This is a genomic window from Providencia sp. PROV236 (assembly GCF_033676985.1).
Classification (GTDB): Bacteria; Pseudomonadota; Gammaproteobacteria; order Enterobacterales; family Enterobacteriaceae; genus Providencia; species Providencia manganoxydans.
The window spans coordinates 1,836,432-1,857,013 of the sequence record NZ_CP096297.1 but is presented as its reverse complement, the minus strand read 5'-3'; the positions used below and the strand labels follow the sequence as shown (position 1 = coordinate 1,857,013).

The following is a 20,582-nucleotide window of genomic DNA, read 5'->3' as shown; positions in this document are numbered from 1 at the left end:
AAATTCCGGAGGGTTCACATGTAAAAATTAGTCACAAGTTGATGGGCACTTCTATCTCTAACTTGGTTTGCTCAAAGCGGTCTGTTTCTAGCTCAACACCAATAACACGACGATTAAGTTTTAATGCTGCTTTTATTGTTGCGCCAGACCCCATGAAGAAATCAGCGACAATATCACCCTCACGGCTACTACTATTGATAATGTGTTCCATCATCGCCGCAGGCTTTTCACATGGATGTTTGCCGGGGTAATACTGCACTGGTGGATATGTCCACACATCGGTATAAGGAACATCAACAGTAACAGAGAAAGGACGGCGTAATAATTGATATTGTTCTGCTAACTCATGATATTCACGCCTTAGCGCATTTTGCTCACTCGCTAGATCGGCATGCTCTCGGCTTAGTGGGTTATGACTTAACTTCTCCTCAGCTACGCGCCTGAACAACTCTTGCAACTTCAAATAATCTGTTTCGCTTGGTAGCTGCCACTGGCTATAACCAAACCAATGGGAGGCCATTTGCTTCCCCGTTGCTTTGTGGATTTCTTTTGCTGTTATTCCCAGCGTATCACGAGCTTGTTTGAAATATTCAATCAGTGGCTTAAGCACGTTTTCTTTAAGTTCACGACGTTGTTGCAGATATTCACTACCTTTCCCCCTGTAAGGGCTTTGGTAGTGTTCTGCAAATATAATGCGTTCCGTGCTTGGAAAAAAACTACGCAGATCAGCTTTGCACGCTCTTCGCCATGGCCCAGATGGTTTAGCCCAGATGATATGATTTAAAACGTTAAACCGTTCACGCACTAATATTTCAGTATCAGCTGCAAGCTTTGACCCACAAAACATATATAAGCTACCGTTAGGCTTCAAGACTCGCCAAAACTCCGCCAGCATTTCATCAAGCCATAATAGATAAGACGTGACATTTTCCCACTGATTGTCCCAACTACAGGCCTTTACTTGGAAGTATGGCGGGTCAGTTGCGATTAAATCAATACAGTTGTCGGGAAGTGTTTTTATATAGCTGAGTGAGTCATCATTGACTAAATTGACACTGTTTAAATTTACAGTATTTTTCATAGATCAGGGAAACCTTTTTTGATAAGCTTCACTTGCTTTGTGCACATAAGCAGTGGGCTTTAGTTTGTCCGTGATCCTTATCTCAACGGGCGAATGGCTGGTAGGGTGCTACCAACACCCACCAGCCGCCCATTTTCACAGTGCTAGATATTTTGATATGTACTTTCTTTGATGTTTTCTTTGATTAATCCAGCCATTGCTAATTGTGTCAGTATTAATCGGCAGCATGAATCTGTTAGATTACTAAGCCATGCGATTTCACCTACTGTAGCTGGTTCATCTGTAACTGTATTAAATACAAGCGTTGCCTTTTCTGTCATATCACACTGCTTTAACATGATATTTTTAAACCTCTGGTCAGTTATTGTGCATAACTACACATGTAACTCTGACCAAACGTAACAGCAAGTTCTATTTGCTTATAAAGCAAAAAACCCCGCACAAATGGCGAGGTTTCATTCTATAAGTTAGGTGACAACGTATTCACTCTTATCACAATAACATCGAATTTGCGTAGCGCACTAATACTTTTTTACTATCTAGCACTTTTACTTTATCAATAACCTCAGAATCCATTTCTAGGGTTACCCCCAGCATAGCTAGACAACCATCAACAAAGCCCTCTGCGACTTGCATCATTTGCCTAATCCGCCCTTCACTCATTTTCCATTCTTTGGCAATACTTCGCTTAGATACGCCGTAAAGGTAATGTAGCACTATCAAATCTAATTCTTCTTCTTTTCGAACCTGTCTCAGCTTAGCGATAACACTGTCGATGGTTATTCCATCATCATCGCTGCATGATTCCCTTGATGGCTCTTTGTTTGCAATTAAACCTTTAAAACCTGCTGCAATATGGGAATAATCAACACCCGGATTATCACTCGCCCAGCCAGCCCACTTTTCTAATACTAACTGAATATCTCTCATGCAAAAAATCTCCTGCGTTCCGCACAACGCATTAACCAAACACGCCAAGACCGAATAGCCGATCAAAGCACTGACGATGAAAATCTAATTGATAGCCGTATTTTTGTTCCCACTTGACCGGATCCCTATGTAGTTCGTCGTGATGACCGCGACATAGGGGTATCACATACCAATCGTGGGCCTTAGTACCCATTCCGCTCAGGCCATATCCGACAATATGATGTGCATCATCGGCAGGGTTACCACACACGCAGCAAGGCAGTTTTTTAATAATTTGAAGCAGGTTTTTATTTTCCCATCGATACCGCTTAGGATTTTTTAAATACAGTGCTGGTGGATCGGGGTCTACTTGCAGCGGCAGTAACGCCTTAGTTTTCTCTATAGCTATTTCACTCGGCGTATAGATAGGACCATCATGTGACGGAGTAATGCCAATACCTAAAAGTCGCTTTAATATTTCATCAGGTAATAAATGCGAAATTTGATGCTGAACAGTCCATGTGAACAAGTCACCCAACGATAGAGGGGTGCCTTTCGGGTAACATAATCCCTCACCGACTGCCCACAGTATATTTTGATAGTAATTATCCTTCGCTATTGATGACGCATTATAAAGCGCGGGATTTTCACGTAATTGATTGTCATGTGACCAACAAGTGCGAACATAATGATTACCGTTCTTCGTTATTGTTAGTTCGTGATGATGATAGTCATCGTTATCATCACGAATTTGGCAATAATTAACGTTCTGTTTAATACGCCCTTTTAATGCCTCGATTCCACCAGTTTTAGCAAATACATCTCTATTTCTAAAAAATGGAAACAATCGCTTATCATCAAGTAAAGCTTGTTTATGTGTGACCTTGCCTGATTTGTTCGATTCACTCGAAGCGGGTGTTATCTGCATTAAGCCGTTAAAGTCAGCCAATTGATTTACACCAGGCTTAAACATCACAATTCCCATATCAGGCACAATAGTCGCAGGGAGGATCCAGCCGTTTGTCATGCAACCTCCCCGTTGTAGTGATTTATTGTGATTTCAAAGCGCCCGCCCTTCACGACCTCACACCACCTCATGTCAACATGTTTAACTTGTTCGTCATCATTCCAGACGTTAGCGTAAGTCAATGCATCAAATGGCGCTTTAAGGTAATTATCAATATCTCTCCTGTGCCGTGTAGGTGGGTACATTTTCACAATAACTGAAACATCACCCACTATTGCGGTTGGCTTTTTTCTTAATTGTTCATATACCGCCGCTATTGCATTAGCGCGGAACTTGCGCCCCTTGTCACTAATGATCATAGTGCCACGAACAGTTCGCCAGCATGCATTAACGCTAGGAGGAAAAGGTAATATGAAACTTAAAGATCCAGACATATTTGCCCACCTCCCATAACAGCTTCCAAATGAAGCCCTTTCGATGACTTGAATTTTAAATAATGCGCCTGACGATGCACTTTCACTTGCTCAATTTCAGAGAAAACATATCTACGCCCAAATCCAAACTCTTGGCTCTCACAAATGGGACAGTAATCAATAGATGAAAAGCCGCCAGAATTACTTTTTTTCCAATGAAAATTTCCGTGGAATGTTGAGCAAGCAGCGCACATAGGAGCGTCACAAGTATAGGCAGATGTAAAGCGGAGTAATGCCCCGCTATCATTCTTTTCACCGATGTAGCAAAGAACACTATCGCATAGTAGATCAGCTTCACCACCGCAGAACATGCATTTTTTACTCATACCCTCACCCCTGCTAGTAATTGATCCAAATGGTTCAGGTATGACCATCCCATTCCAGACACATCCGCCTTTTTAACGACTTTGTAGCCACAGGGGTCATCATTACTTGGCTTTTTCGGGCTGTGTTTCACCTTTTTTTTCGTTACTTTTTGAGCAGACGCTTTTCTAACTGATCTTCTTACACTATTTAGCAGACTTTCCGCATTAGGAGCCACGTGATAGTGATAAACAGAAACACCCCTTGTGTCATTACACTTGCTGACCCGTTGTATGGCTCCTATTGGTAGCAAGAGCCTAATGGATTCTTGACATTCACAGCGGTTTAATTTCGTTAGCCGATGCATGTCATCAACTGTAAATGGGCCTTTATCTTTAAATGCCATGATCACTACAAGGTTACGCAAATAAATACTTTCACCAATAAGTCTCATACATCTGCTCCTAAAATCGCTTTACCAATCTCCATCAGGCGATTTTTGGAAACGTGGGTACCAATAGCTCTTGGCTCTACAAATGGACGCCAGATAAGAAGAATTGAGCCTTTGCTGTTACCCTTTTTTTCTTCACCTGTGTTGGGATCAACAAAATTAATACGGCCATCAATGATTGTTCTGATTTCATCAACACTTTTTAGTGCCAATGAGTACCAGGATGTTGATTTATCCGCTGGCAATAACATCACTATTGGCTGGTTTTGCTTTGTGCATTGTTCCGCAGCTTTAGCGATCCACGGTTTAATCTTGCTGTAAGGGGGGTTGCACCATATGGCGCCACAACTTACCCAATCATTTTGTAATGCATCCTGCTCTATGTTTAGGAAGTATGGACACAGGGCATTGTGTTCATTTGCCGCAGCATCTAACCAGAAGCCAAATTCAAGTGTTAAAGCCTCAAATAGCCACTGAGGTGTTTGCCAGCAATCTTTATCTTCAGGTGCGGTATTGCTTGAATAAACAGCCATTAGATAGCACCTCGCTGCTGGTGGCTTTTGGCTAATTGACGAATATTTTTGTAACGATATTCGAAGTCTACATAACCCCAACCAGATTGTTTTAGCTCTGCACAAGTCTTGCGCTCTTCAACCCACTCTCGCTGTAATTTGCGAGTTGTTTGGCGGTGTGGAAAAACATGACAAAACAGGGCAACTAGACCAAAAACATTAGCTCCGTAAATTTCTTTAGATTCACTGTGCATCATGCTATTGCCTCCTGCGCCGCTTGTTCTGTTGCTTGCTTCCAGATGCTGATCCACGTTTGACGGCCTTGGAATTCTTTCATCGTACGAATACCTGTTTTTCCAGCCAGTGCTGCGGCTATTTCCTCGATGCGACCCTGCGGTTTTGAACGCGAGCCAATGATCCGTGTAAATGCTTCGTCACGTGCGACTGTATCGATGCTGACTTTTTGCTCACCTGCCAATCGCAGGGTTAGATCATCCCACTGGCTGCGCAGCGTTCTTGGGCATTGGACATTCCTTTTCCAAAAGTCATCGAGAGTTACACGCTTGTAGAATTGACAAATTTCTTTGTGTGAATGACCATCGATTTCACGCATTAAGCGAACATCGTTAGCCCAGTCTGTAAAATTTGGTGCCTTCGGAGCCTTCAAGCCAAGTTCTTGAAATACTTCACGCTTGCGGTTGAATAGCCACTCTGCGCATTTGAGATCATCAGCAGTGCCCCATTTTTGAAGATTTGAGCTGTAAATCACCGCCTCTGGACAACGTTTTAAAAAATCACTTTTAGACTTGTCGCTTAATTCGCCAGAATTCTGCGACGAAGAGTTAGTTACTGATGGATCTTGTTTTGAAGTTACTGACGGATCGCCCCCAGATTCTGGCGGGTCAAAACGGTTATTTTTGCTTGATTCTGATGGGGCAGAATTTGATGCAACAGAATTTGACGCGTCAGGTTTTGAGGTGTCAGAATCTGCTGGTTGAGGAAATGCAGCCCTTGCAGCTAAGAATAATTTTTCAACATTCAGTTGATAGATGTTGCTAGCATTACGATTTCCCTTGCGCCGCTTTTCTCTTGATAACCAGCCATTCTTTTCAAGCTCTTTAATTGCTGTTCTTACTGTGCTTTCGCCAGCGCCAATTTGACGCGCAATAGTGGGAACCGAAGGCCAACAAATACCCTCATCATTTGAAAAGTCAGCAAGTCGGGCCATAATCGCAACAGAGGTTATTTTCAAACCTGCACTTGCGCAGCCATCCCATACATAACTTGATAGTTTTACGCTCATGCTGCTACCTACTTAACTTCTGTATAATATTTTTTGAATTGTTCAAGTGGCTCAAAACAGGGATGCGGGTAATTGCCCCACATGAAAATGACACGCTGCTTATGCGGATCCCACTCAATGACTTTAACGACAACGCCGCGCTTATCTCTGAAGTAGCGATTAATGTTTTTGTGTTTTTCATTGCTCACCGACCTCACTCCCGCTTTGATAGTAGAAATCAGCCCAGCTTGTTTTTAACTCTTTGCTATCTACCAACTGCTGCTTTATTTGGTAGTTTCCAAATAAAGCAACTGAAGTTATGATCTCTACATATTGAAACGCACCATGCTTACCAACAGGTAAACAACGAAATTGCTTTTTGTGGCTTAAGTGCGCTAAACTACTCATGCTAATTACTCCACACAAAAAGTTGTTAGCACTCGACGCTCGGGACCGCATATCCTGAGCGTCACCCTTTCTAGCTCTATTCATCATTTTTTAATCCCGTACACAGTTTTCAGTGATTCAATGAAGCCAGCTGCGTAACCAAAAACCTTAGCTAATTTGCGATCTATTGCCTTAATCTCTTCGTCAGTAAGAACACCATCAGAAATGCTGTTTTGAATCAGAACGGATAGCGCACCCTGCATAGCCCCAAGGTTCATACGTATTTCAAAGAGTTCCACTGCATCTAAGTTTTCTGGCTCTACTTTTGTTGCTGGTACAATTGAGTGTCGTTCCATGTGATAGGCCACCAGCAATTGAGTGCCAGATAACTCTTCCATAGCTTCAAGTTCATCGTGCTCAAAGAAGCGGCAGCCATTTTTTTCATACAACTTATTGTTGAAAGTCGTTTCAGAAATACCCAAAGCACCAGCCATTGCTGAACGCCCACCGGGATATGCTCTGCACATCTCTTTCACAACTTCTTTTAGTGTTTGTTTGCACATATCTACAATTCCGTTGTTATTCTTGTAGTTAACTTAGCGACTTTCCTCTGATAAATTTGATAACAACTTTTAATTGTTATGGATATAAATCAGGGCGTAATTTACTTCTTGAAATACCTGACGCTTGCTCGACAACAAGCACTTTATCGGCGGGAACTCTTTTATTTCTGTTGAGCCAATTCCATATTTGTTGTTGCTTTACTGGTTTATTTAGAAGCTCGCTAATACGCTTTGCTAACTGCGTTTGTCCACCAGCTGCATTTATTGCAGCCTGCAATCCAGTAATGCATGATTCATTGGTTACGTGCACCATAACTCCCCCTAAGTTGTTATTAACAACTTTATATTAATCCAGAATAACAACTTTGACAACTTTTAGATGTTGGAAACTTCAACACTTAAAGTTGTAAAATACAAATACGAGGGAGGGAATATAATGTCGATAGCTAAAAGGTTGTTAGAGGCAAGAATAAAAGCGGGAATGAGCCAAGCAGATCTTGCTGAGAAAGTTGGTGTTAGCCAGCAATCAATACAAAAAATCGAATCAGGCCAAACTAACGCTCCTAGGAGAATTGCTGACATTGCTAAGGCTGTAAATGTTTCCGCTCATTGGCTTCAATTTGGTGTTCGCGACGAAAATGGAAAGAAGACCGACTTTGAAGTAAAAGAATGGGAGGATGTTTCTGTATATAGTGATGCTGATTTTGTGGATATACCTGTGCTAGATATTGAACTTGCCGCTGGCTGCGGAGCTAATGCTGAAGTCGTTGAATCGGAAGAGTACACATATCCATTCCGTAGGGATGAGCTACGTAAATACGGCGTTAGTGCTAGCAACGCTAGAATCGTTAAAATAGTAGGCAATAGCCTTTACCCTGTACTAAATGGCGGTGATCTAGTAGCTATTGATATTAGCAATAAAAAAATTAAAGATGGTGATCTTTACGCTATAAGGGATGGGGTGCTGTTGCGTGTAAAAATCCTCGTATATAGACCCGACGGCGGGCTTATCATACGGAGCTTTAATAAAGATGAGTACCCTGACGAACAGGTACCTAGAAGTGAGTCTGTCGTCAGAGTTCATGTAATTGGCAGGGTTTTTTGGTCATCAAGAAGCTGGTAAGTATTTCATTAAGATATCTTCAGTCGTAATTTTCACACTGGACTTACCGCTATCTCTATCATCAATAGCTTTTTCTATTTTTCTTCCGTGTGTTGAATATCGCCAGTCTCGTGAGGATAACCCTCCTATTACTAAGTAATCTGTAGACTGGGTCACCCTACCAGTAACGGAGCCTCCAGCATCCTCTATCATTTTTGATACGATAGACCTTTTGCCTAAAACAAAGTTTCCTGTTAGGCAAAAAGACGCTCCGTATAGATCTAGGGAATCAATATCGTCACATGGTAATTGACATGATAGACCATCAACAATCCCAGTATTTAAATCAGTACCTGAAAAGTCAACCAAAGCTTTATATAGTAAATCGCTTTCATTTTGATCTATAACTCCATCTTCCTTGATTGTTTTAACTAATTGATATAAATGCTTTCCGGGATAATTTCTTTTCAACACCCCATTTTGAGTTAACCACCAATCTAAGTAGTTAATTTCATCTATACTTAAATCCTTGTCTGCAACGATCCCTTTGCAGAGCCCATTCAGCAGATTAATATCTGACTCTTTAGAGTACAAATCGATATTAGGCATGTCCATTATAGCCCGCTGCACATCTAATAGCGTCTGCTTTATCTCTTGCCTTTCTTCGGCAGTTATCACTCCATCCTCTAAAACCCTTGATATCCTCTCCTGTAAAAGCATTACAAATGGATTGCTAGAAATCACTTCAGAATCGGAAAGCCATGTCGTGATATATAAAATCTCAGAATCTGAAAGTTCGCAATCTGACAAAACGCCATCAATAATCGAAATCAGGTTAGCAAATAACTTGTCTCGATTTCTTTTGTAGTTGAAAGCCGGGTTGATGTTCATAGTTTCTCCTATTTATTTGTATATCCTTTAATTTTCTTTAAATTAAATCAAACAACATAAAGTTGTTGACAAGAACATTAAATACAACTAAATTACAACTTAAAGATGTTTAGGAAAAAACAATTAATAACAACTTTCATTAATGAGGTCAGATTATGCAAACCAATTCAAACGAACCAATCGTAACTTTTAGCGTGCCAATGTCGCAGGATGATGTCCGCGAATGGATCCTCACAAAGGCCAAACTGATTAATCAACTTAAACGACTGCAAGCTGATCGCGATACCAAGCAAGCTGAACTCGAAAAGCTCGACGAAGAAATTGCAGAGTGCATGGATATGTGTGCGGTTACTGTTAGCGCTTAATTAGATGTAATGTGTGGAGTAATGGTATGGGTAATGAATGTAAGTACCAGAAAATCATTGATTTAATGAATGATGATAATACCAGAGATAAGATAAAAGCCACAGCACGAAAAATTGCTGGTGGCTTAGGAATGACTACTTATAGCTCAATGGCCCTTTCTAAAACATTAGCCAAATAATCTTCTAGGCCATTAACTCTTACTTCGTCAGGAGATAGTTTAATGACTTTAATGAGCTCCAGTGCAGTCGCTGAGAACTTGGCTTTTTGTTCATCAGTTTGTGATGAAATTAATAAATTAAATAGCATTTCAAGGCCAGCAATACGTACATCACTTGGATAATCATTTAAGTTTTTATCTTGCACTTTAAAATTCTCTTGGTTGTTGTGGTAACACCAAGAATACCACAGCCGCCTGATGTGGCTAAATAATCAGGCAGCCTTTTAACTGTGTGGAGTAATAGAGAGGGATGAAATGCTTATTTTAACTCGAAGGGTCGGTGAGATTCTTAATATTGGTGATGATATTACGGTTACTGTTTTAGGTGTTAAAGGTAATCAAGTACGGATGGGGATCAATGCACCAAAAGATGTTGGGGTTCATCGAGAAGAAATCTATTTAAGAATACAAGCAGAGAAAAAGAACGAAATTACTAACTAATTGCCATTGCTCGCTTTGGCGGTGACAAACCGCCACTTTTTTACTCAATACATAAGGCCACTGGCGCATAGTCAGTTCACGCTAGGTAAGTTAATTAATGATTGCCGGTGGTCTTATTTATTGTGTGGAGTTAATTATTGAGGACATAAGTATGTGTGATTGTATGAACAGAGTTGCCAAGGAGTTAAATTCCAAATTAGCTCTGAAAGTAACTGAAGGTGGAGTTATTTCTGATACCGAAACAGGCTGGGATAATAAAATGCTTGATTTTTCAGCTGGCAAGTTTTTTGTAATGCTTAATTACAAATTTGCTTATCGAGCAAAGAAGAAAAACGGTGAAATGTCAAAGAACTTAACTCGACTTGATACCAACGTAAAAATGTCTCACTGCCCTTTCTGTGGTGAAAAACAGGATTAATTATATCCAAGGATTATCACATGAGTACTTTTAATGTTAAAAACCTCATCATTTATCGTATAACTCGCGATATTGATTTTAATAATCTCGAAGAACAGTTATTGCCTTTTAAATATAAACCTTGTAGCTCGCTGGATATGTCTCAATTTGGTTTTATTCCACCGCTGGGGATCGGTAAATCTGAGTGTTTAACTCATCGAGTAAATGACCAGATGCTTATTTCTCTTTATAAAGAAGAGAAAATGCTACCAACTCCCGTTATTAACAATGCGTTAAACAAAAAAATTGAAAAATTAGAAGCGGATCAGGGTAGAAGATTAAAGAAAACTGAACGCCAAGCAATTAAAGATGAAGTAATTCAGGAACTGTTACCTCGTGCGTTCTCTAAGTATACCCGTTTCGATGTATGGGTTAATCTTACTGATGGCTTCATTGCTGCGCTAGTATCGTCTCACCGACGTGCTGAAGAGTGTTTTGCGATGATACGTAAGGCTCTTGGCTCCCTGCCAATAGTGCCGCTAACAATGAAAGACCCTATTGAATTAACACTAACAGAATGGGTTAGAAGCGGGCAATTACCAAAAGGCTTTGTTTTTGGTGAGCAATCAGAAATGAAAGCCATTCTTGAAGAAGGTGGGATCGCTAAATACACAAAACAAGATTTAGTCTCTGATGAAATTCAAACAAATATTGAAGCTGGTAAATTAGTCACTAAATTATCATTAGGTTATGAAGATAGAGTTACATTCTGTATTGATGATAGTTTTATTTTATCTAAGCTTAAATTTGATGCTGCATTTTTAGAAACCAATGATGATATTGGTATGGAAGATTACAACCAACGCTTCGATGCTGATTTCTTCTTAATTATTTCAGAATTAAATATTTTAATAAAAGCATTAACTGATTCACTTGGCGGTGAAGCCAAGCTTTAAATAATTTAGCCAACACCAAGGAATTTAACTCTCTTTATTAAGAGACGGACTCTTATTATCTAAATTTTGTGTGGAGTATTAATCATGTCTTATATTTCAACTTTTACTGGAAAGCATTTTGATTTCATTAATATCACCATGGATGATATTTATATTGAAGATATCGCTCAAGGTTTATCTAATGAATGTCGCTTTGCTGGGCAAATCAGCCAATTCTATTCTGTTGCTCAACATTCCGTTTATGTGAGTCAAATTGTACCACCTGAATATGCGCTGGAAGCATTACTGCACGATGCATCGGAAGCCTATTGCAAAGACTTGCCTAGCCCATTAAAAGCGCTGTTACCCGAATACAAGGCAATTGAGCGCAGAGTACAACAGGTAATAACTTTCAAGTGGATTTTACCAATAAATTTAAGTGATGTTGTTCATTATGCAGATCTAACAATGCTGGCTACGGAACGTCGCGATTTAGATGTTGACGGTAACAACTACTGGCCAATTTTAGACGGTATCCCAGCAACTGATTTAATTACAGTTAGCCCACTATCCCCTATGCAAGCGAGAGCAATGTTTATTTATCGCTATAACCAGATAACAGGAACGATACCTAAATTCGATGCAGATATAAAGCTAAGTACAATTCGCGGTGAATGTGCTTGGGGTGATATTTATTCAGATAAGAAAAAACGCTTTCAAGATGGTGACCCTATTCAAACATCGCGAGTTATCAACATCGATACTTATTTAACTGATGGCTATATACAAACAGTTAATTCAGTTTACAGAATTATTATTTAGGTGGTTGATATGAAAGTAGAGCAATCACAAGTCACTAAATTAGTCATAACAGGTGTAAATCGCCACGACCCTATTCATGTTTATCTTGAAGATTTTGGCGAAAACAGAGGGCAAGTAACAATAAATGAGAGTAATGATTCTTACTCATACTACTGGGGGTCAATGGGGTGCTCTTTAGTTGAGTTTTTACTAAGCATTGATAATGACTACTGGATAATGAAGTTGGCCCCAAATCTATATTCAACAATAGATGATGATAATGACGCAAATATTGCATTTGCAAAAAAACAAGTCAGCGAACTACACAAGGATAATGAAATAGACAAAGAAAAGGCTAGATATTGGTGGAATTTAATCGAAAGGTCTGACAACGTTAAACGTGATTGTTGTGACTACTATGTTGACAGTGAGTTGCTTGAATTATTCGGTGACGATGCTTGGTACAACAACTGGCCTTCAGTTCCTAACCCAGAATATGCTCGCATGGAAGGTCGATTAAATGCTGTTAGGGAGGCAATTAAGCAAATAAAGGTGGAACATGACAACTATTAAACATCCTGCAATCCGTTACCATGGCGGCAAGTTTCGACTTGCCCCTTGGGTGATTAGTCACTTTCCAGATCATCGTTGTTATGTTGAGCCGTTTGGTGGTGCTGCATCGGTTCTTTTACGTAAGCCTCGCTCTGAAGCTGAAGTTTATAACGATTTAGATGATGAAATAGTAAATCTGTTTCGCGTTCTACGTGATAAAGACCAAGCTGAAAAACTTATTGATGCTTGCTTATTAACGCCCTATTCACGCACTGAATTTAATTGTGCTTATGATGTTTCAGGTTGCCCTATTGAACGAGCGCGTAAAACAATTGTGCGTGCCACTATGGGTTTTGGTAGTGCCGGTGCAACGAAAGGTAAAACAGGGTTTAGATTAGACACAAAACGTAATTCAGCGACAGCACAAAAAATATGGACACGGGCACCAGAAAACCTACTCGCTGTAGTTGAACGAATGCAAGGGGTATTAATTGAGAATCGTGACGCTGTTCAGTGCATGAAAGACCATGACACCGCCAGCACTTTACATTTTATTGATCCGCCTTATCTACACGAAACAAGGAGCATGAGAAGCGAAACATATCGGTACGAAATGAATGAATGGGGACACCAGCAATTAATAACCGTCGCTGGCCAGCTTTCAGGAAAAGTTATTATTTGTGGTTATGACAACGATCTATATAACGGCCAACTCTCGGGCTGGCGAAAAGAAGCAAAGACAACAGCAGCAAATGGACACGCAGGTTCTGTAAAACGTACCGAATGTCTGTGGCTAAACTTTTAAGGTGAAATTTAATGAAATATAAACACTTAATGTTAGATCTGGAAACGATGAGCAACAAAAGTAATGCAGCTATCGTTTCGATTGGTGCAGTAGCTTTTGAACCCTCGACGGGTGAATTAGGCCCCGAATTTTATTTGACTGTTGATCTGGTCAGTTGCGAAAAGCTCGGCATGCATATTGATGCTGATACAGTGCTGTGGTGGATGAAGCAAAGTAGTGAAGCTAGAGCCGCTATCGTTGATGAAGATTCTAGAACTATTCAATCGGCACTACTCGCCCTATCCGCTTTCGCTGAAGAACATTTATCTGACAATGTATGTGTGTGGGGTAACGGTAGCGATTTTGACAATGTTGCCTTAGCTAGCGCTTACGATGCATGTGATTTTAACCCGTTTTGGAAATTCTGGAATAATCGAGATGTACGCACGATTGTAGAGCTAGGCCGTAACGCTGGTATTGATCCTAAACGAACACTCGAATTTGAAGGAGAGCAACACAATGCTTTAGCTGATGCAATTCATCAAGCTAAGTATGTGTCTATTATCCACCAGCATTTAATTAAACCAGTTAACGACGATATTTAAATCTGTATGCGGCAGATGTGGGGGTAATTATGTCTAGTGGAAAACTTATGAAAGCTAGCGCATGGGCTAAAAGAGAGTTTGAAAAAGGCTCAATACCAGACAATAGAACCATAAAGCGCTGGGTTGAAATTGGCGAAGTTAGGGGCAGGATCGTTGATTGCTCTGTATGGGTTTATGCTTCCGAGCGCTGGGGAGTTGAGTCTGATATTTCATCATGTGTGAGTGATTTAATAAGGGCTTCTTGATGGCAGGTCGACCACGAAAAAGAGAGTTCAGGCATTTGCCTGACTTTCTCTACTATGACAAAGCGGAAAAGCAGTATCGCTTTACGCTAGTGAATGGCGTTCGCAAAAGCATTGGCGCAGATAAAGCAAAAGCGATCGCGATTGCAAAAGAATATAACAACATCATGAGACCGGAAAAGATGGTTTCTGTTAATGCTTTAATTGTAGATTCTGGCGGTAAAAATGGCGAGTCTCTTCCGTTTTCTGAGCATCTAGATAAATTATTTGGCAGGATGGTTAATGATGAACAGCCGGCGGAAAGCACTCTTAGCGATTGGAATAACGATCTGGAAAGGGTTAAGACTTATTTCAATGATATCTCACCGATCGAGGTTACGCTTGAGCACGTAAACGGATTTATAAACGAATTTCACGCTGAAGCTTCAGCTAATGTGCAAAATAGAAAAGTTGGCTTTCTAAAGAAAATATTCAGTTATGCGATGGATGAGTCACTTATGCTAGACAATCCAGCAGAGCGTAAAAAAATGAAGCGCGTTGACGGCAAAAAGCGACGTCGTTTATCTTACAGTGATTTTATTAAGATCCGCGCATCAGCGGAGCCTTGGTTGCGAACAGCTATGGATCTAGCGCTACAAACAACACAAGCCCGACTTGAGGTTTCTCGTATTAAATACAATATTAAAACCCCAAAAAATAACACCTGCGGTTGTGTTTGGTTTGATGAAGAAAAGGACGGGATTTACGGTATGATCTACATTCACAGACAGAAGGTGCAGCACAAAGAGGCGTCTCATGTGGCAATTCCCATCGGAAAAAAATTAAAAGAAATCATTGATAATAGTCGTGACAATGTAGCCAGCCCCTACATTGTGCATAGGCTACCAATTCGAATTCCGAATAATATGAGTAAGCGAGTAAACCATCCCACTCAAGTTGCTCCTGATTATCTTAGTCGTGCTTTCTCAGAGCTTAGAGATCGTGTTGGTGTTGCTGCTAATTTACCATTGGACGAGCGACCAACGTTTCATGAAATACGAGCGCTGGCAGCATTCATGTTTAAAGATCAAGGTTACGATCCGCAAGCAAGGATGGCTCATAGTGATGCTGAATCAACAAAAATTTATACTGAAAATCACGTTGAATGGGTACAAGTTCCGCACTTTGAAATAGCTTAAAAATGGGCGGTAAAAGTCAACTTAACTCATTGATTCGTATAGTGTGGTTTTTGCATATTATGCACTGTTTGCATAACCAGCACAATTAATTATTTTCCTTTCAAATCAATAGCATCAATATATTACAATCGGTGTCATGGGGTGTCGGGGGTCGTAGGTTCAAATCCTATCATGCCGACCAATTTTTTATAGAGAAACCAACCTGTTAGGGTTGGTTTTTTTGTGGGTAAAATTTGAGGTGGTTAAAAGTCGGGTTGGGTTACGCTGATTTTGCCTTTCTTTTAGAGCTCATATTAGGCCCCGCGCAGAAATATAGATTAGTGTACAAGCCTATTATGATTCATGAGTAAGTTATAAAGGAAACGCACTCAGATTAAATCAACATTAACCATGCTTAATCAAATGGTGTTTCTGATTGGCATAATGAAAAATAGAAATGAAGTGATACTATTATTCTATTAATAGAAAAATAGTATATTAAGTAAGTTCAATATAATATTTCAGCATACTCAGGTTACTGGATCGCTTTGGTGGCCGGTGCTTCACAATATTTAGTCCATAGACCATCCACTTGGGCTTCTGTCAACAATTCATCTATCCCATCAATAACAGGTATAGAAATATTAATGGCACCATCGGGTCGAGTATATGTTTTGACAATAAAACGCTTATCTTCTGTTTTCCTTGAAAAATCATAATGTCGTGAAACAAATCCACAAACGTAGCCAACCTCTCCACCATTATGTGAGATTTTATTAAAATGGTAACTTACATCCTTAAATGTTTCTAATTTAGGATTTTCTAAATAACCTAATACTGTACGTTCAACACGTTCAATCATGTTGATGTCATCTTTATAATTTAATGTCATACCAAATAAAAAAGCAGAACCAAGAAGAAATAAAGCAATAATGACATAAAATATTTTATTCATAAAAAGACGATCTAAATAACTCACTAATAAAAAATTCACAAAACGAGGCTATAAAATAGTTTCGCTAGTATAACAATTTATTTGAAAACTACCTCAATTTTTAGCAATATAATCTATTGTATTAACCATCAGTTATTGATTAATTGAAGTTTATATATAGCAAAAATGTAACTTTATCCAGTATATCCCATCAATAAGAGCACCAGTAAATTCTCTACAACATCACTTCAACCATTTGATATAATAAAATTATTTTGTTCATGTTAAGGAATGCATCATGTTACGTTACATCTTTCGAATAGTTCATCTTTTTCATCATGCATTTCATTCAAGGCCTCGCTTTATTATTTCTTTATTTGTTGCAGTTGCGACTTTTGTTGCATTACTTCCCTACCAAAATACCATGATGTGCTTAATTCTAAGCTGGAACGCATTTGCTTGGATCTATTTATTATTTCTTTTTGCTCGCATAATTAATCGTAAAACTAAGAACATTCGAGAAATCACTAAAGTCGAAGATGAAAGTGCTCGTATGGTGATTTTTTTCCTCGTTGCTGGTTGTTGTGTCAGTTTACTGGTACTATTTTTTGCATTAGGTGGACATGGCGACTTTCCGAAAACCGATAAATTTGTGCCCTATGCACTCACCGCTTCTACACTCATTTCTTCATGGCTATTACTCCCTGCGGGCTTTACGATGCATTATGCGCACCTATACTATAGTAATGAAAATCAGCAACAACCATGGCTACGTTTTCCTGATGAGATCCTTGCCCCAACATATTCGGACTTTATGTATTTTTCTTTTACCATTGCAGTAGCATCGCAAACTGCTGATGTGGAAATCGCCTCAAGCCCGATGCGCCGAGCAGTATTACTTCAGTCCGTTATTTCATTTGTATTTAATATGGCAATATTAGGGTTATGTATCAATATTTCAGCGAGTTTCTTTTAGACTAATTAGGTAAAAATGACAGCAGAATTCACAAATTGGATCACAGAATATGGTTATTGGGCTACCTTTTTTGGTGCCATGATAGAAGGTGAGACCGCCGCTTTTCTATCTGGCGTTGCTGCTCATAACCAATTACTTTATTACCCTTGGGTGATGTTATTTGCCGCTTTAGGGGGCATAGTCAGTGATAATGTTTTATTTTACGTTGGTTACTTTGCTGGCTCTCAGATCTTACCTAAATTTCACCGTCATCAGAAAAAAATCAATCGTGTCCAACAATTGATCCGTCAACATGAAAATTTCATTATTATCGCTATTCGCTTTGCTTATGGCTTGAGAACTGTGGGCCCAATCATTATCGGAGCGAGTAAAGTTAATCCATTTAAATTTTTTATATTAAATATTTTGGGAGGAGCCTTATGGGGGGTCATTATTGTTTCTTGCGGATATTTTATTAGTTCAGCGATACTCGCCTTACCGATACACTCTTCTTTAACGTGGTTTTTACTTATCATTATTGCCGTAGTTCTCTTTATTTTTTTACGACGTCAATGGAAAAAATAGAAGCTCAACCCCTTATATGCTAAAGCTTCTATCTGATGATCAGTTTAAAGTGGTTTACGTACACTTAATAGAAACAACATTGGCCGTTCTTGCTCTTCTTCAAGTAACGGATTTTCTGCAATTTGCGCAGCTGTAGGCCCCCACTCATCTATTTCAATGATTTCAAAACCAGTTTTAACCAACATATTTATCCAACTGGATAACTTACGATGCTGTTTTATTACCCCTTCCGCAAACCAGTCCATCCTTCTATCACCTTCTATCTGATATTGATTTACAGGCCATGATTTATATCCTTCATTGTCAACACACCAACCTTGATGGATAGCCGCAGTAAAAATAGGATGTTCAGCAGAAAATACAAACTGGCCGCCAGGTTTAAGTGACTGGAAAACAGTTGAAATTAAAGATGAAATATTTACGATATAATGTAGTGTCAGCGAGCTATATACTAAATCAAATTGTTGTTTAGCTAACGAAAGTGTTTCTAAATCGGCTTGTTGATAAACTATATTATCATCTTGAGTAAGCTCGATCGCTCTTGCTAACATTTTACTGGATAAATCAAGTCCAGTAACCGATTTTGCCTGTTGCACACCCGCCCATCGGCAAAACCACCCATAGCCACAACCAAGGTCAAGCACGTTTTTAGCTGAAAGAGAGGGGAGTAATTGTTGCATTTTTTCCCACTCTGGCGCACCTGCTAAGCCATGAATAGAGCGAGGTAACGTTGCATAACCGGCAAAGAACTGTGGATTATCATAAATATTTTGTGACATGGTTAACTCCCTCGTTTATATGGAGTTATTATATGAATAAGTATAATTAATCATCAACTGCGTTTTTAGATACGCTATTCTCTTACTTGCGTTCATCTTGTTGATTTTTATCTTCTGCTGGGAAACCAGTAAAATAGATACCAATAATGGTGATTAACCATCCTACCTTTTTACTATTAAGAACTTGGTTAAATAGATTCATAACAGCCCCAATAAATTTATTTTTATCCTATGCACACTATCATTATTCATCATACTCAAATATTCTATTTAGCTATATTTACACAAATTTCAGTCTTTGTTGGCTGATATCGCGTTACTTTATCAATAGGAACTTGTTTTGAATCACTTCCGCCTTGCAACTCCACAAGATATTGATGGCTTAATTGAGATTGACAGTATAAAAACCCACGAACGTGCACTAAAAATTGCTCAGTGGGTAGCAGATAAAAATTGTTATTTAATTGAACAAGAAACACAAATTTATGCTTATGCTGTTTTGCATTATCACTTTTTTGATTTTGGATTTATTGAGATGTTGATGGTGAGCAAGCAATTTCGGCGTCTTGGTTTAGGCGTTGAGCTGATTAATCAGCTCAAACTCATTTGCACAACTAGCAAACTATTTACCTCCACTAATCAATCTAATACAGCTATGCAAGCCTTGTTAAATCATACACAATTTTTAGCTAGTGGAGTTATTGAAAACCTTGATGACGATGATCCTGAATTAATTTATGTCTGCAAATTAATAGATTAATTCACCAATAGACCGATTATTATTGCTATAGCAATGCAGGATCCATCACCACATCGGCAAGTTTTTGATTAAATTGTTGGTAAACTTGCCAATCAATAGTGGTTGGAAAGCTCAAAACCTCTAATTGATGTGGTGCAAACTCGGTATGGTAACTTGGATGAAAATGCTGATACTCATTTTGCTTAAAACCACAGTGCTGATAAAAACGTAATCTTTTTCGGCTTATTTCATCTATAACAGGATCGATTTCTAAAATAATATTGTTCACTTGCTTACTCAGGAGTTGCAATATTTTTTGCCCATATCCATTACCTCGTAGATTAGAAGATATGGCAAAGTGCTCAACATAATAAAAATCATTAATTTTCCAGCACTCAACAAAACCTATAAATACCTCGTTCTCAGTAAAATAGTATAAATAATAATCTTGATGATTAAGGATCAATTGCCGCCCTTGAAAACTTCTTTTTTCATAAGCTGGAAATGCTGAATCATAGAGATGATTGGTATTGGCTATTTCTAACGTATCTTTACTACTCAGTCTTTTTACTATCAACATTACGTGCTAAACCCATTCTTATTTCGTTAAATAATGATGGTTAGCATACCCAAACTCAATCAGCTAGCAACTGGTTTTTTTTAATCTCATCAACAAGCCAATATCTTAACTTACTGTTTTTAATTAAATAAATTAACAGCCCCTCCATTATATTTTAGATGCCTTTCAAATTATAAAAAATATTATCATCCAGATATTGACTTTATCCCTCACTCAATTTAAAAATACTGTATATCAATACAGTATTGAGTTGAGGTGAATATGTTACGCATTGAAATTTTATTTGATAAAAATGCACCACAAAAACCAAGTGATGTGATGCTGCAAGCTCTAGAGGCTGAAGTCGCACGGAAGCTTAGTCCGCAATATCCCGATATGGTCACTCGCGTTGGTTTTAGTTCAGGCCAACGCATTAATATTTCAGGAACTAAATTAGCGCAAGATAAAGTTCGCATTGAAGAAATATTAGAAGAAATTTGGATGGATGATGGCTGGATCCCTGAACAAAATCCAGAGGAATAGCCCACACATTCAATACCAATGAAAGGAATGTGAGGTCATTAACTCAACATTCCTTTCATTATCAATAGAT

The 20,582-nt window shown here is 39.0% G+C and carries 33 protein-coding genes and 1 pseudogene; 15 read left to right on the top strand and 19 right to left on the bottom strand.

Translation table 11 applies throughout. The annotated features are described in order from the left end of the window. Positions 1-31: 31 nt before the first annotated feature. The 14 genes from M1E96_RS08160 to M1E96_RS08095 all read right to left on the bottom strand — a co-directional run bounded on the left by M1E96_RS08160 (position 32) and on the right by M1E96_RS08095 (position 7,241). Positions 32-1,081: a site-specific DNA-methyltransferase gene (locus tag M1E96_RS08160; RefSeq protein WP_369427038.1), complete on the bottom strand. Its 1,050-nt coding sequence runs from the start codon at positions 1,079-1,081 to the stop codon at positions 32-34. Positions 1,082-1,224: 143 nt separating this feature from the next. Continuing rightward, positions 1,225-1,419, bottom strand: a complete 195-nt coding sequence (locus M1E96_RS08155; RefSeq protein WP_369427039.1) for a TrmB family transcriptional regulator — start codon at positions 1,417-1,419, stop codon at positions 1,225-1,227. A 154-nt stretch (positions 1,420-1,573) separates the two neighbouring features. Then, a complete protein-coding gene (locus M1E96_RS08150; RefSeq protein WP_272682213.1) occupies positions 1,574-2,011 on the bottom strand; it encodes an antiterminator Q family protein in 438 nt (145 codons plus the stop codon). Between the two features lie 31 nt (positions 2,012-2,042). Beyond that, entirely contained in the window at positions 2,043-3,017 is a 975-nt protein-coding gene (locus M1E96_RS08145) for a DUF968 domain-containing protein (RefSeq protein WP_272682214.1), read from the bottom strand. Continuing rightward, positions 3,014-3,391 (bottom strand): RusA family crossover junction endodeoxyribonuclease, encoded by a 378-nt coding sequence (locus M1E96_RS08140; RefSeq protein WP_272682215.1) that lies wholly within the window; start codon positions 3,389-3,391, stop codon positions 3,014-3,016. The genes M1E96_RS08145 and M1E96_RS08140 overlap by 4 nt, the downstream gene beginning before the upstream one ends. After that, positions 3,376-3,756, bottom strand: coding sequence for a hypothetical protein (locus M1E96_RS08135; RefSeq protein WP_272682216.1), 381 nt, complete (start codon positions 3,754-3,756; stop codon positions 3,376-3,378). The genes M1E96_RS08140 and M1E96_RS08135 overlap by 16 nt, the downstream gene beginning before the upstream one ends. Continuing rightward, complete coding sequence (locus tag M1E96_RS08130) at positions 3,753-4,187, bottom strand: hypothetical protein (RefSeq protein ID WP_272682217.1); 435 nt, start codon at positions 4,185-4,187, stop codon at positions 3,753-3,755. The genes M1E96_RS08135 and M1E96_RS08130 overlap by 4 nt, the downstream gene beginning before the upstream one ends. Further along, a complete protein-coding gene (locus M1E96_RS08125) occupies positions 4,184-4,717 on the bottom strand; it encodes a phage N-6-adenine-methyltransferase (protein ID WP_272682218.1) in 534 nt (177 codons plus the stop codon). Before M1E96_RS08125 ends, M1E96_RS08130 begins: the two co-directional genes overlap by 4 nt. Next, positions 4,717-4,953 (bottom strand): hypothetical protein, encoded by a 237-nt coding sequence (locus tag M1E96_RS08120; protein WP_140181310.1) that lies wholly within the window; start codon positions 4,951-4,953, stop codon positions 4,717-4,719. The genes M1E96_RS08125 and M1E96_RS08120 overlap by 1 nt, the downstream gene beginning before the upstream one ends. Beyond that, on the bottom strand, positions 4,950-5,999 hold the full coding sequence (locus M1E96_RS08115; RefSeq protein ID WP_272682219.1) for a helix-turn-helix domain-containing protein: 1,050 nt from the start codon (positions 5,997-5,999) through the stop codon (positions 4,950-4,952). Before M1E96_RS08115 ends, M1E96_RS08120 begins: the two co-directional genes overlap by 4 nt. Positions 6,000-6,007: 8 nt before the next feature. After that, on the bottom strand, positions 6,008-6,187 hold the full coding sequence (locus M1E96_RS08110) for a DUF4222 domain-containing protein (RefSeq protein ID WP_272682220.1): 180 nt from the start codon (positions 6,185-6,187) through the stop codon (positions 6,008-6,010). After that, positions 6,177-6,386, bottom strand: a complete 210-nt coding sequence (locus M1E96_RS08105; RefSeq protein ID WP_272682221.1) for a hypothetical protein — start codon at positions 6,384-6,386, stop codon at positions 6,177-6,179. Before M1E96_RS08105 ends, M1E96_RS08110 begins: the two co-directional genes overlap by 11 nt. Before the next feature lie 83 nt (positions 6,387-6,469). Continuing rightward, on the bottom strand, positions 6,470-6,928 hold the full coding sequence (locus M1E96_RS08100; protein ID WP_140186701.1) for a YmfL family putative regulatory protein: 459 nt from the start codon (positions 6,926-6,928) through the stop codon (positions 6,470-6,472). Between the two features lie 76 nt (positions 6,929-7,004). After that, a complete protein-coding gene (locus M1E96_RS08095) occupies positions 7,005-7,241 on the bottom strand; it encodes a YdaS family helix-turn-helix protein (RefSeq protein WP_096865218.1) in 237 nt (78 codons plus the stop codon). A gap of 120 nt (positions 7,242-7,361) precedes the next feature. Between M1E96_RS08095 and M1E96_RS08090 the strand changes: the two genes are divergently transcribed. Then, complete coding sequence (locus M1E96_RS08090; protein WP_272682228.1) at positions 7,362-8,051, top strand: S24 family peptidase; 690 nt, start codon at positions 7,362-7,364, stop codon at positions 8,049-8,051. Here M1E96_RS08090 and M1E96_RS08085 read toward each other — a convergent pair. Then, complete coding sequence (locus tag M1E96_RS08085) at positions 8,037-8,921, bottom strand: BRCT domain-containing protein (protein WP_272682222.1); 885 nt, start codon at positions 8,919-8,921, stop codon at positions 8,037-8,039. The genes M1E96_RS08090 and M1E96_RS08085 overlap by 15 nt on opposite strands. A 155-nt stretch (positions 8,922-9,076) precedes the next feature. Between M1E96_RS08085 and M1E96_RS08080 the strand changes: the two genes are divergently transcribed. Further along, complete coding sequence (locus M1E96_RS08080; protein ID WP_272682223.1) at positions 9,077-9,286, top strand: hypothetical protein; 210 nt, start codon at positions 9,077-9,079, stop codon at positions 9,284-9,286. Positions 9,287-9,425: 139 nt separating this feature from the next. Here M1E96_RS08080 and M1E96_RS08075 read toward each other — a convergent pair whose 3' ends face one another. Continuing rightward, positions 9,426-9,650 (bottom strand): hypothetical protein, encoded by a 225-nt coding sequence (locus M1E96_RS08075; protein WP_163861198.1) that lies wholly within the window; start codon positions 9,648-9,650, stop codon positions 9,426-9,428. Positions 9,651-9,759: 109 nt separating this feature from the next. Here M1E96_RS08075 and csrA point away from each other — a divergent pair, with 109 nt between their 5' ends. The 9 genes and pseudogenes from csrA (at position 9,760) to M1E96_RS08030 (ending at position 15,439) form a co-directional block, all read left to right on the top strand. Continuing rightward, the gene (gene csrA / locus M1E96_RS08070) at positions 9,760-9,945 is read left to right on the top strand and encodes a carbon storage regulator CsrA (protein WP_369427462.1); all 186 of its coding nucleotides are present in this window, start codon (positions 9,760-9,762) and stop codon (positions 9,943-9,945) included. Between the two features lie 97 nt (positions 9,946-10,042). Further along, on the top strand, positions 10,043-10,363 hold the full coding sequence (locus M1E96_RS08065; protein ID WP_369427461.1) for a hypothetical protein: 321 nt from the start codon (positions 10,043-10,045) through the stop codon (positions 10,361-10,363). A gap of 20 nt (positions 10,364-10,383) precedes the next feature. Then, a complete protein-coding gene (gene rdgC / locus M1E96_RS08060) occupies positions 10,384-11,298 on the top strand; it encodes a recombination-associated protein RdgC (RefSeq protein WP_369427460.1) in 915 nt (304 codons plus the stop codon). A gap of 84 nt (positions 11,299-11,382) precedes the next feature. Next, a pseudogene (locus tag M1E96_RS08055) lies at positions 11,383-11,895 on the top strand (hypothetical protein); the annotation flags it as partial. A 213-nt stretch (positions 11,896-12,108) separates the two neighbouring features. Then, a complete protein-coding gene (locus M1E96_RS08050; RefSeq protein WP_369427459.1) occupies positions 12,109-12,651 on the top strand; it encodes a hypothetical protein in 543 nt (180 codons plus the stop codon). Further along, entirely contained in the window at positions 12,638-13,435 is a 798-nt protein-coding gene (locus M1E96_RS08045; protein WP_369427458.1) for a DNA adenine methylase, read from the top strand. Before M1E96_RS08050 ends, M1E96_RS08045 begins: the two co-directional genes overlap by 14 nt. An 11-nt stretch (positions 13,436-13,446) precedes the next feature. Then, positions 13,447-14,019 (top strand): 3'-5' exonuclease, encoded by a 573-nt coding sequence (locus M1E96_RS08040; protein WP_369427457.1) that lies wholly within the window; start codon positions 13,447-13,449, stop codon positions 14,017-14,019. A gap of 29 nt (positions 14,020-14,048) precedes the next feature. Beyond that, the gene (locus tag M1E96_RS08035) at positions 14,049-14,264 is read left to right on the top strand and encodes a hypothetical protein (RefSeq protein WP_163861181.1); all 216 of its coding nucleotides are present in this window, start codon (positions 14,049-14,051) and stop codon (positions 14,262-14,264) included. Next, the gene (locus tag M1E96_RS08030) at positions 14,264-15,439 is read left to right on the top strand and encodes a tyrosine-type recombinase/integrase (RefSeq protein ID WP_369427456.1); all 1,176 of its coding nucleotides are present in this window, start codon (positions 14,264-14,266) and stop codon (positions 15,437-15,439) included. The genes M1E96_RS08035 and M1E96_RS08030 overlap by 1 nt, the downstream gene beginning before the upstream one ends. Before the next feature lie 514 nt (positions 15,440-15,953). Here M1E96_RS08030 and M1E96_RS08025 read toward each other — a convergent pair. Then, on the bottom strand, positions 15,954-16,373 hold the full coding sequence (locus M1E96_RS08025) for a hypothetical protein (protein WP_272579995.1): 420 nt from the start codon (positions 16,371-16,373) through the stop codon (positions 15,954-15,956). 277 nt (positions 16,374-16,650) lie between these two features. Here M1E96_RS08025 and M1E96_RS08020 point away from each other — a divergent pair, with 277 nt between their 5' ends. Beyond that, positions 16,651-17,328 carry a DUF1345 domain-containing protein gene (locus M1E96_RS08020; RefSeq protein ID WP_070927881.1) on the top strand — a complete coding sequence of 226 codons (678 nt, stop codon included), beginning with the start codon at positions 16,651-16,653 and terminating at the stop codon, positions 17,326-17,328. Between the two features lie 15 nt (positions 17,329-17,343). Beyond that, a complete protein-coding gene (locus tag M1E96_RS08015) occupies positions 17,344-17,892 on the top strand; it encodes a DedA family protein (RefSeq protein WP_319066556.1) in 549 nt (182 codons plus the stop codon). Between the two features lie 44 nt (positions 17,893-17,936). Here M1E96_RS08015 and M1E96_RS08010 read toward each other — a convergent pair whose 3' ends face one another. Then, positions 17,937-18,671 (bottom strand): bifunctional 2-polyprenyl-6-hydroxyphenol methylase/3-demethylubiquinol 3-O-methyltransferase UbiG, encoded by a 735-nt coding sequence (locus M1E96_RS08010; protein WP_272579993.1) that lies wholly within the window; start codon positions 18,669-18,671, stop codon positions 17,937-17,939. A 340-nt stretch (positions 18,672-19,011) separates the two neighbouring features. On the opposite strand from M1E96_RS08010, the gene M1E96_RS08005 reads away from it, so the two are divergent. Further along, the gene (locus tag M1E96_RS08005) at positions 19,012-19,431 is read left to right on the top strand and encodes a GNAT family N-acetyltransferase (RefSeq protein WP_070927877.1); all 420 of its coding nucleotides are present in this window, start codon (positions 19,012-19,014) and stop codon (positions 19,429-19,431) included. 25 nt (positions 19,432-19,456) lie between these two features. On the opposite strand, the gene M1E96_RS08000 is transcribed toward M1E96_RS08005, so the two are convergent. Then, positions 19,457-19,990: a GNAT family N-acetyltransferase gene (locus M1E96_RS08000; protein WP_349485295.1), complete on the bottom strand. Its 534-nt coding sequence runs from the start codon at positions 19,988-19,990 to the stop codon at positions 19,457-19,459. A 261-nt stretch (positions 19,991-20,251) separates the two neighbouring features. On the opposite strand from M1E96_RS08000, the gene M1E96_RS07995 reads away from it, so the two are divergent. Next, positions 20,252-20,512, top strand: a complete 261-nt coding sequence (locus tag M1E96_RS07995; RefSeq protein WP_070927874.1) for a DinI-like family protein — start codon at positions 20,252-20,254, stop codon at positions 20,510-20,512. Positions 20,513-20,582 lie beyond the last annotated feature (70 nt).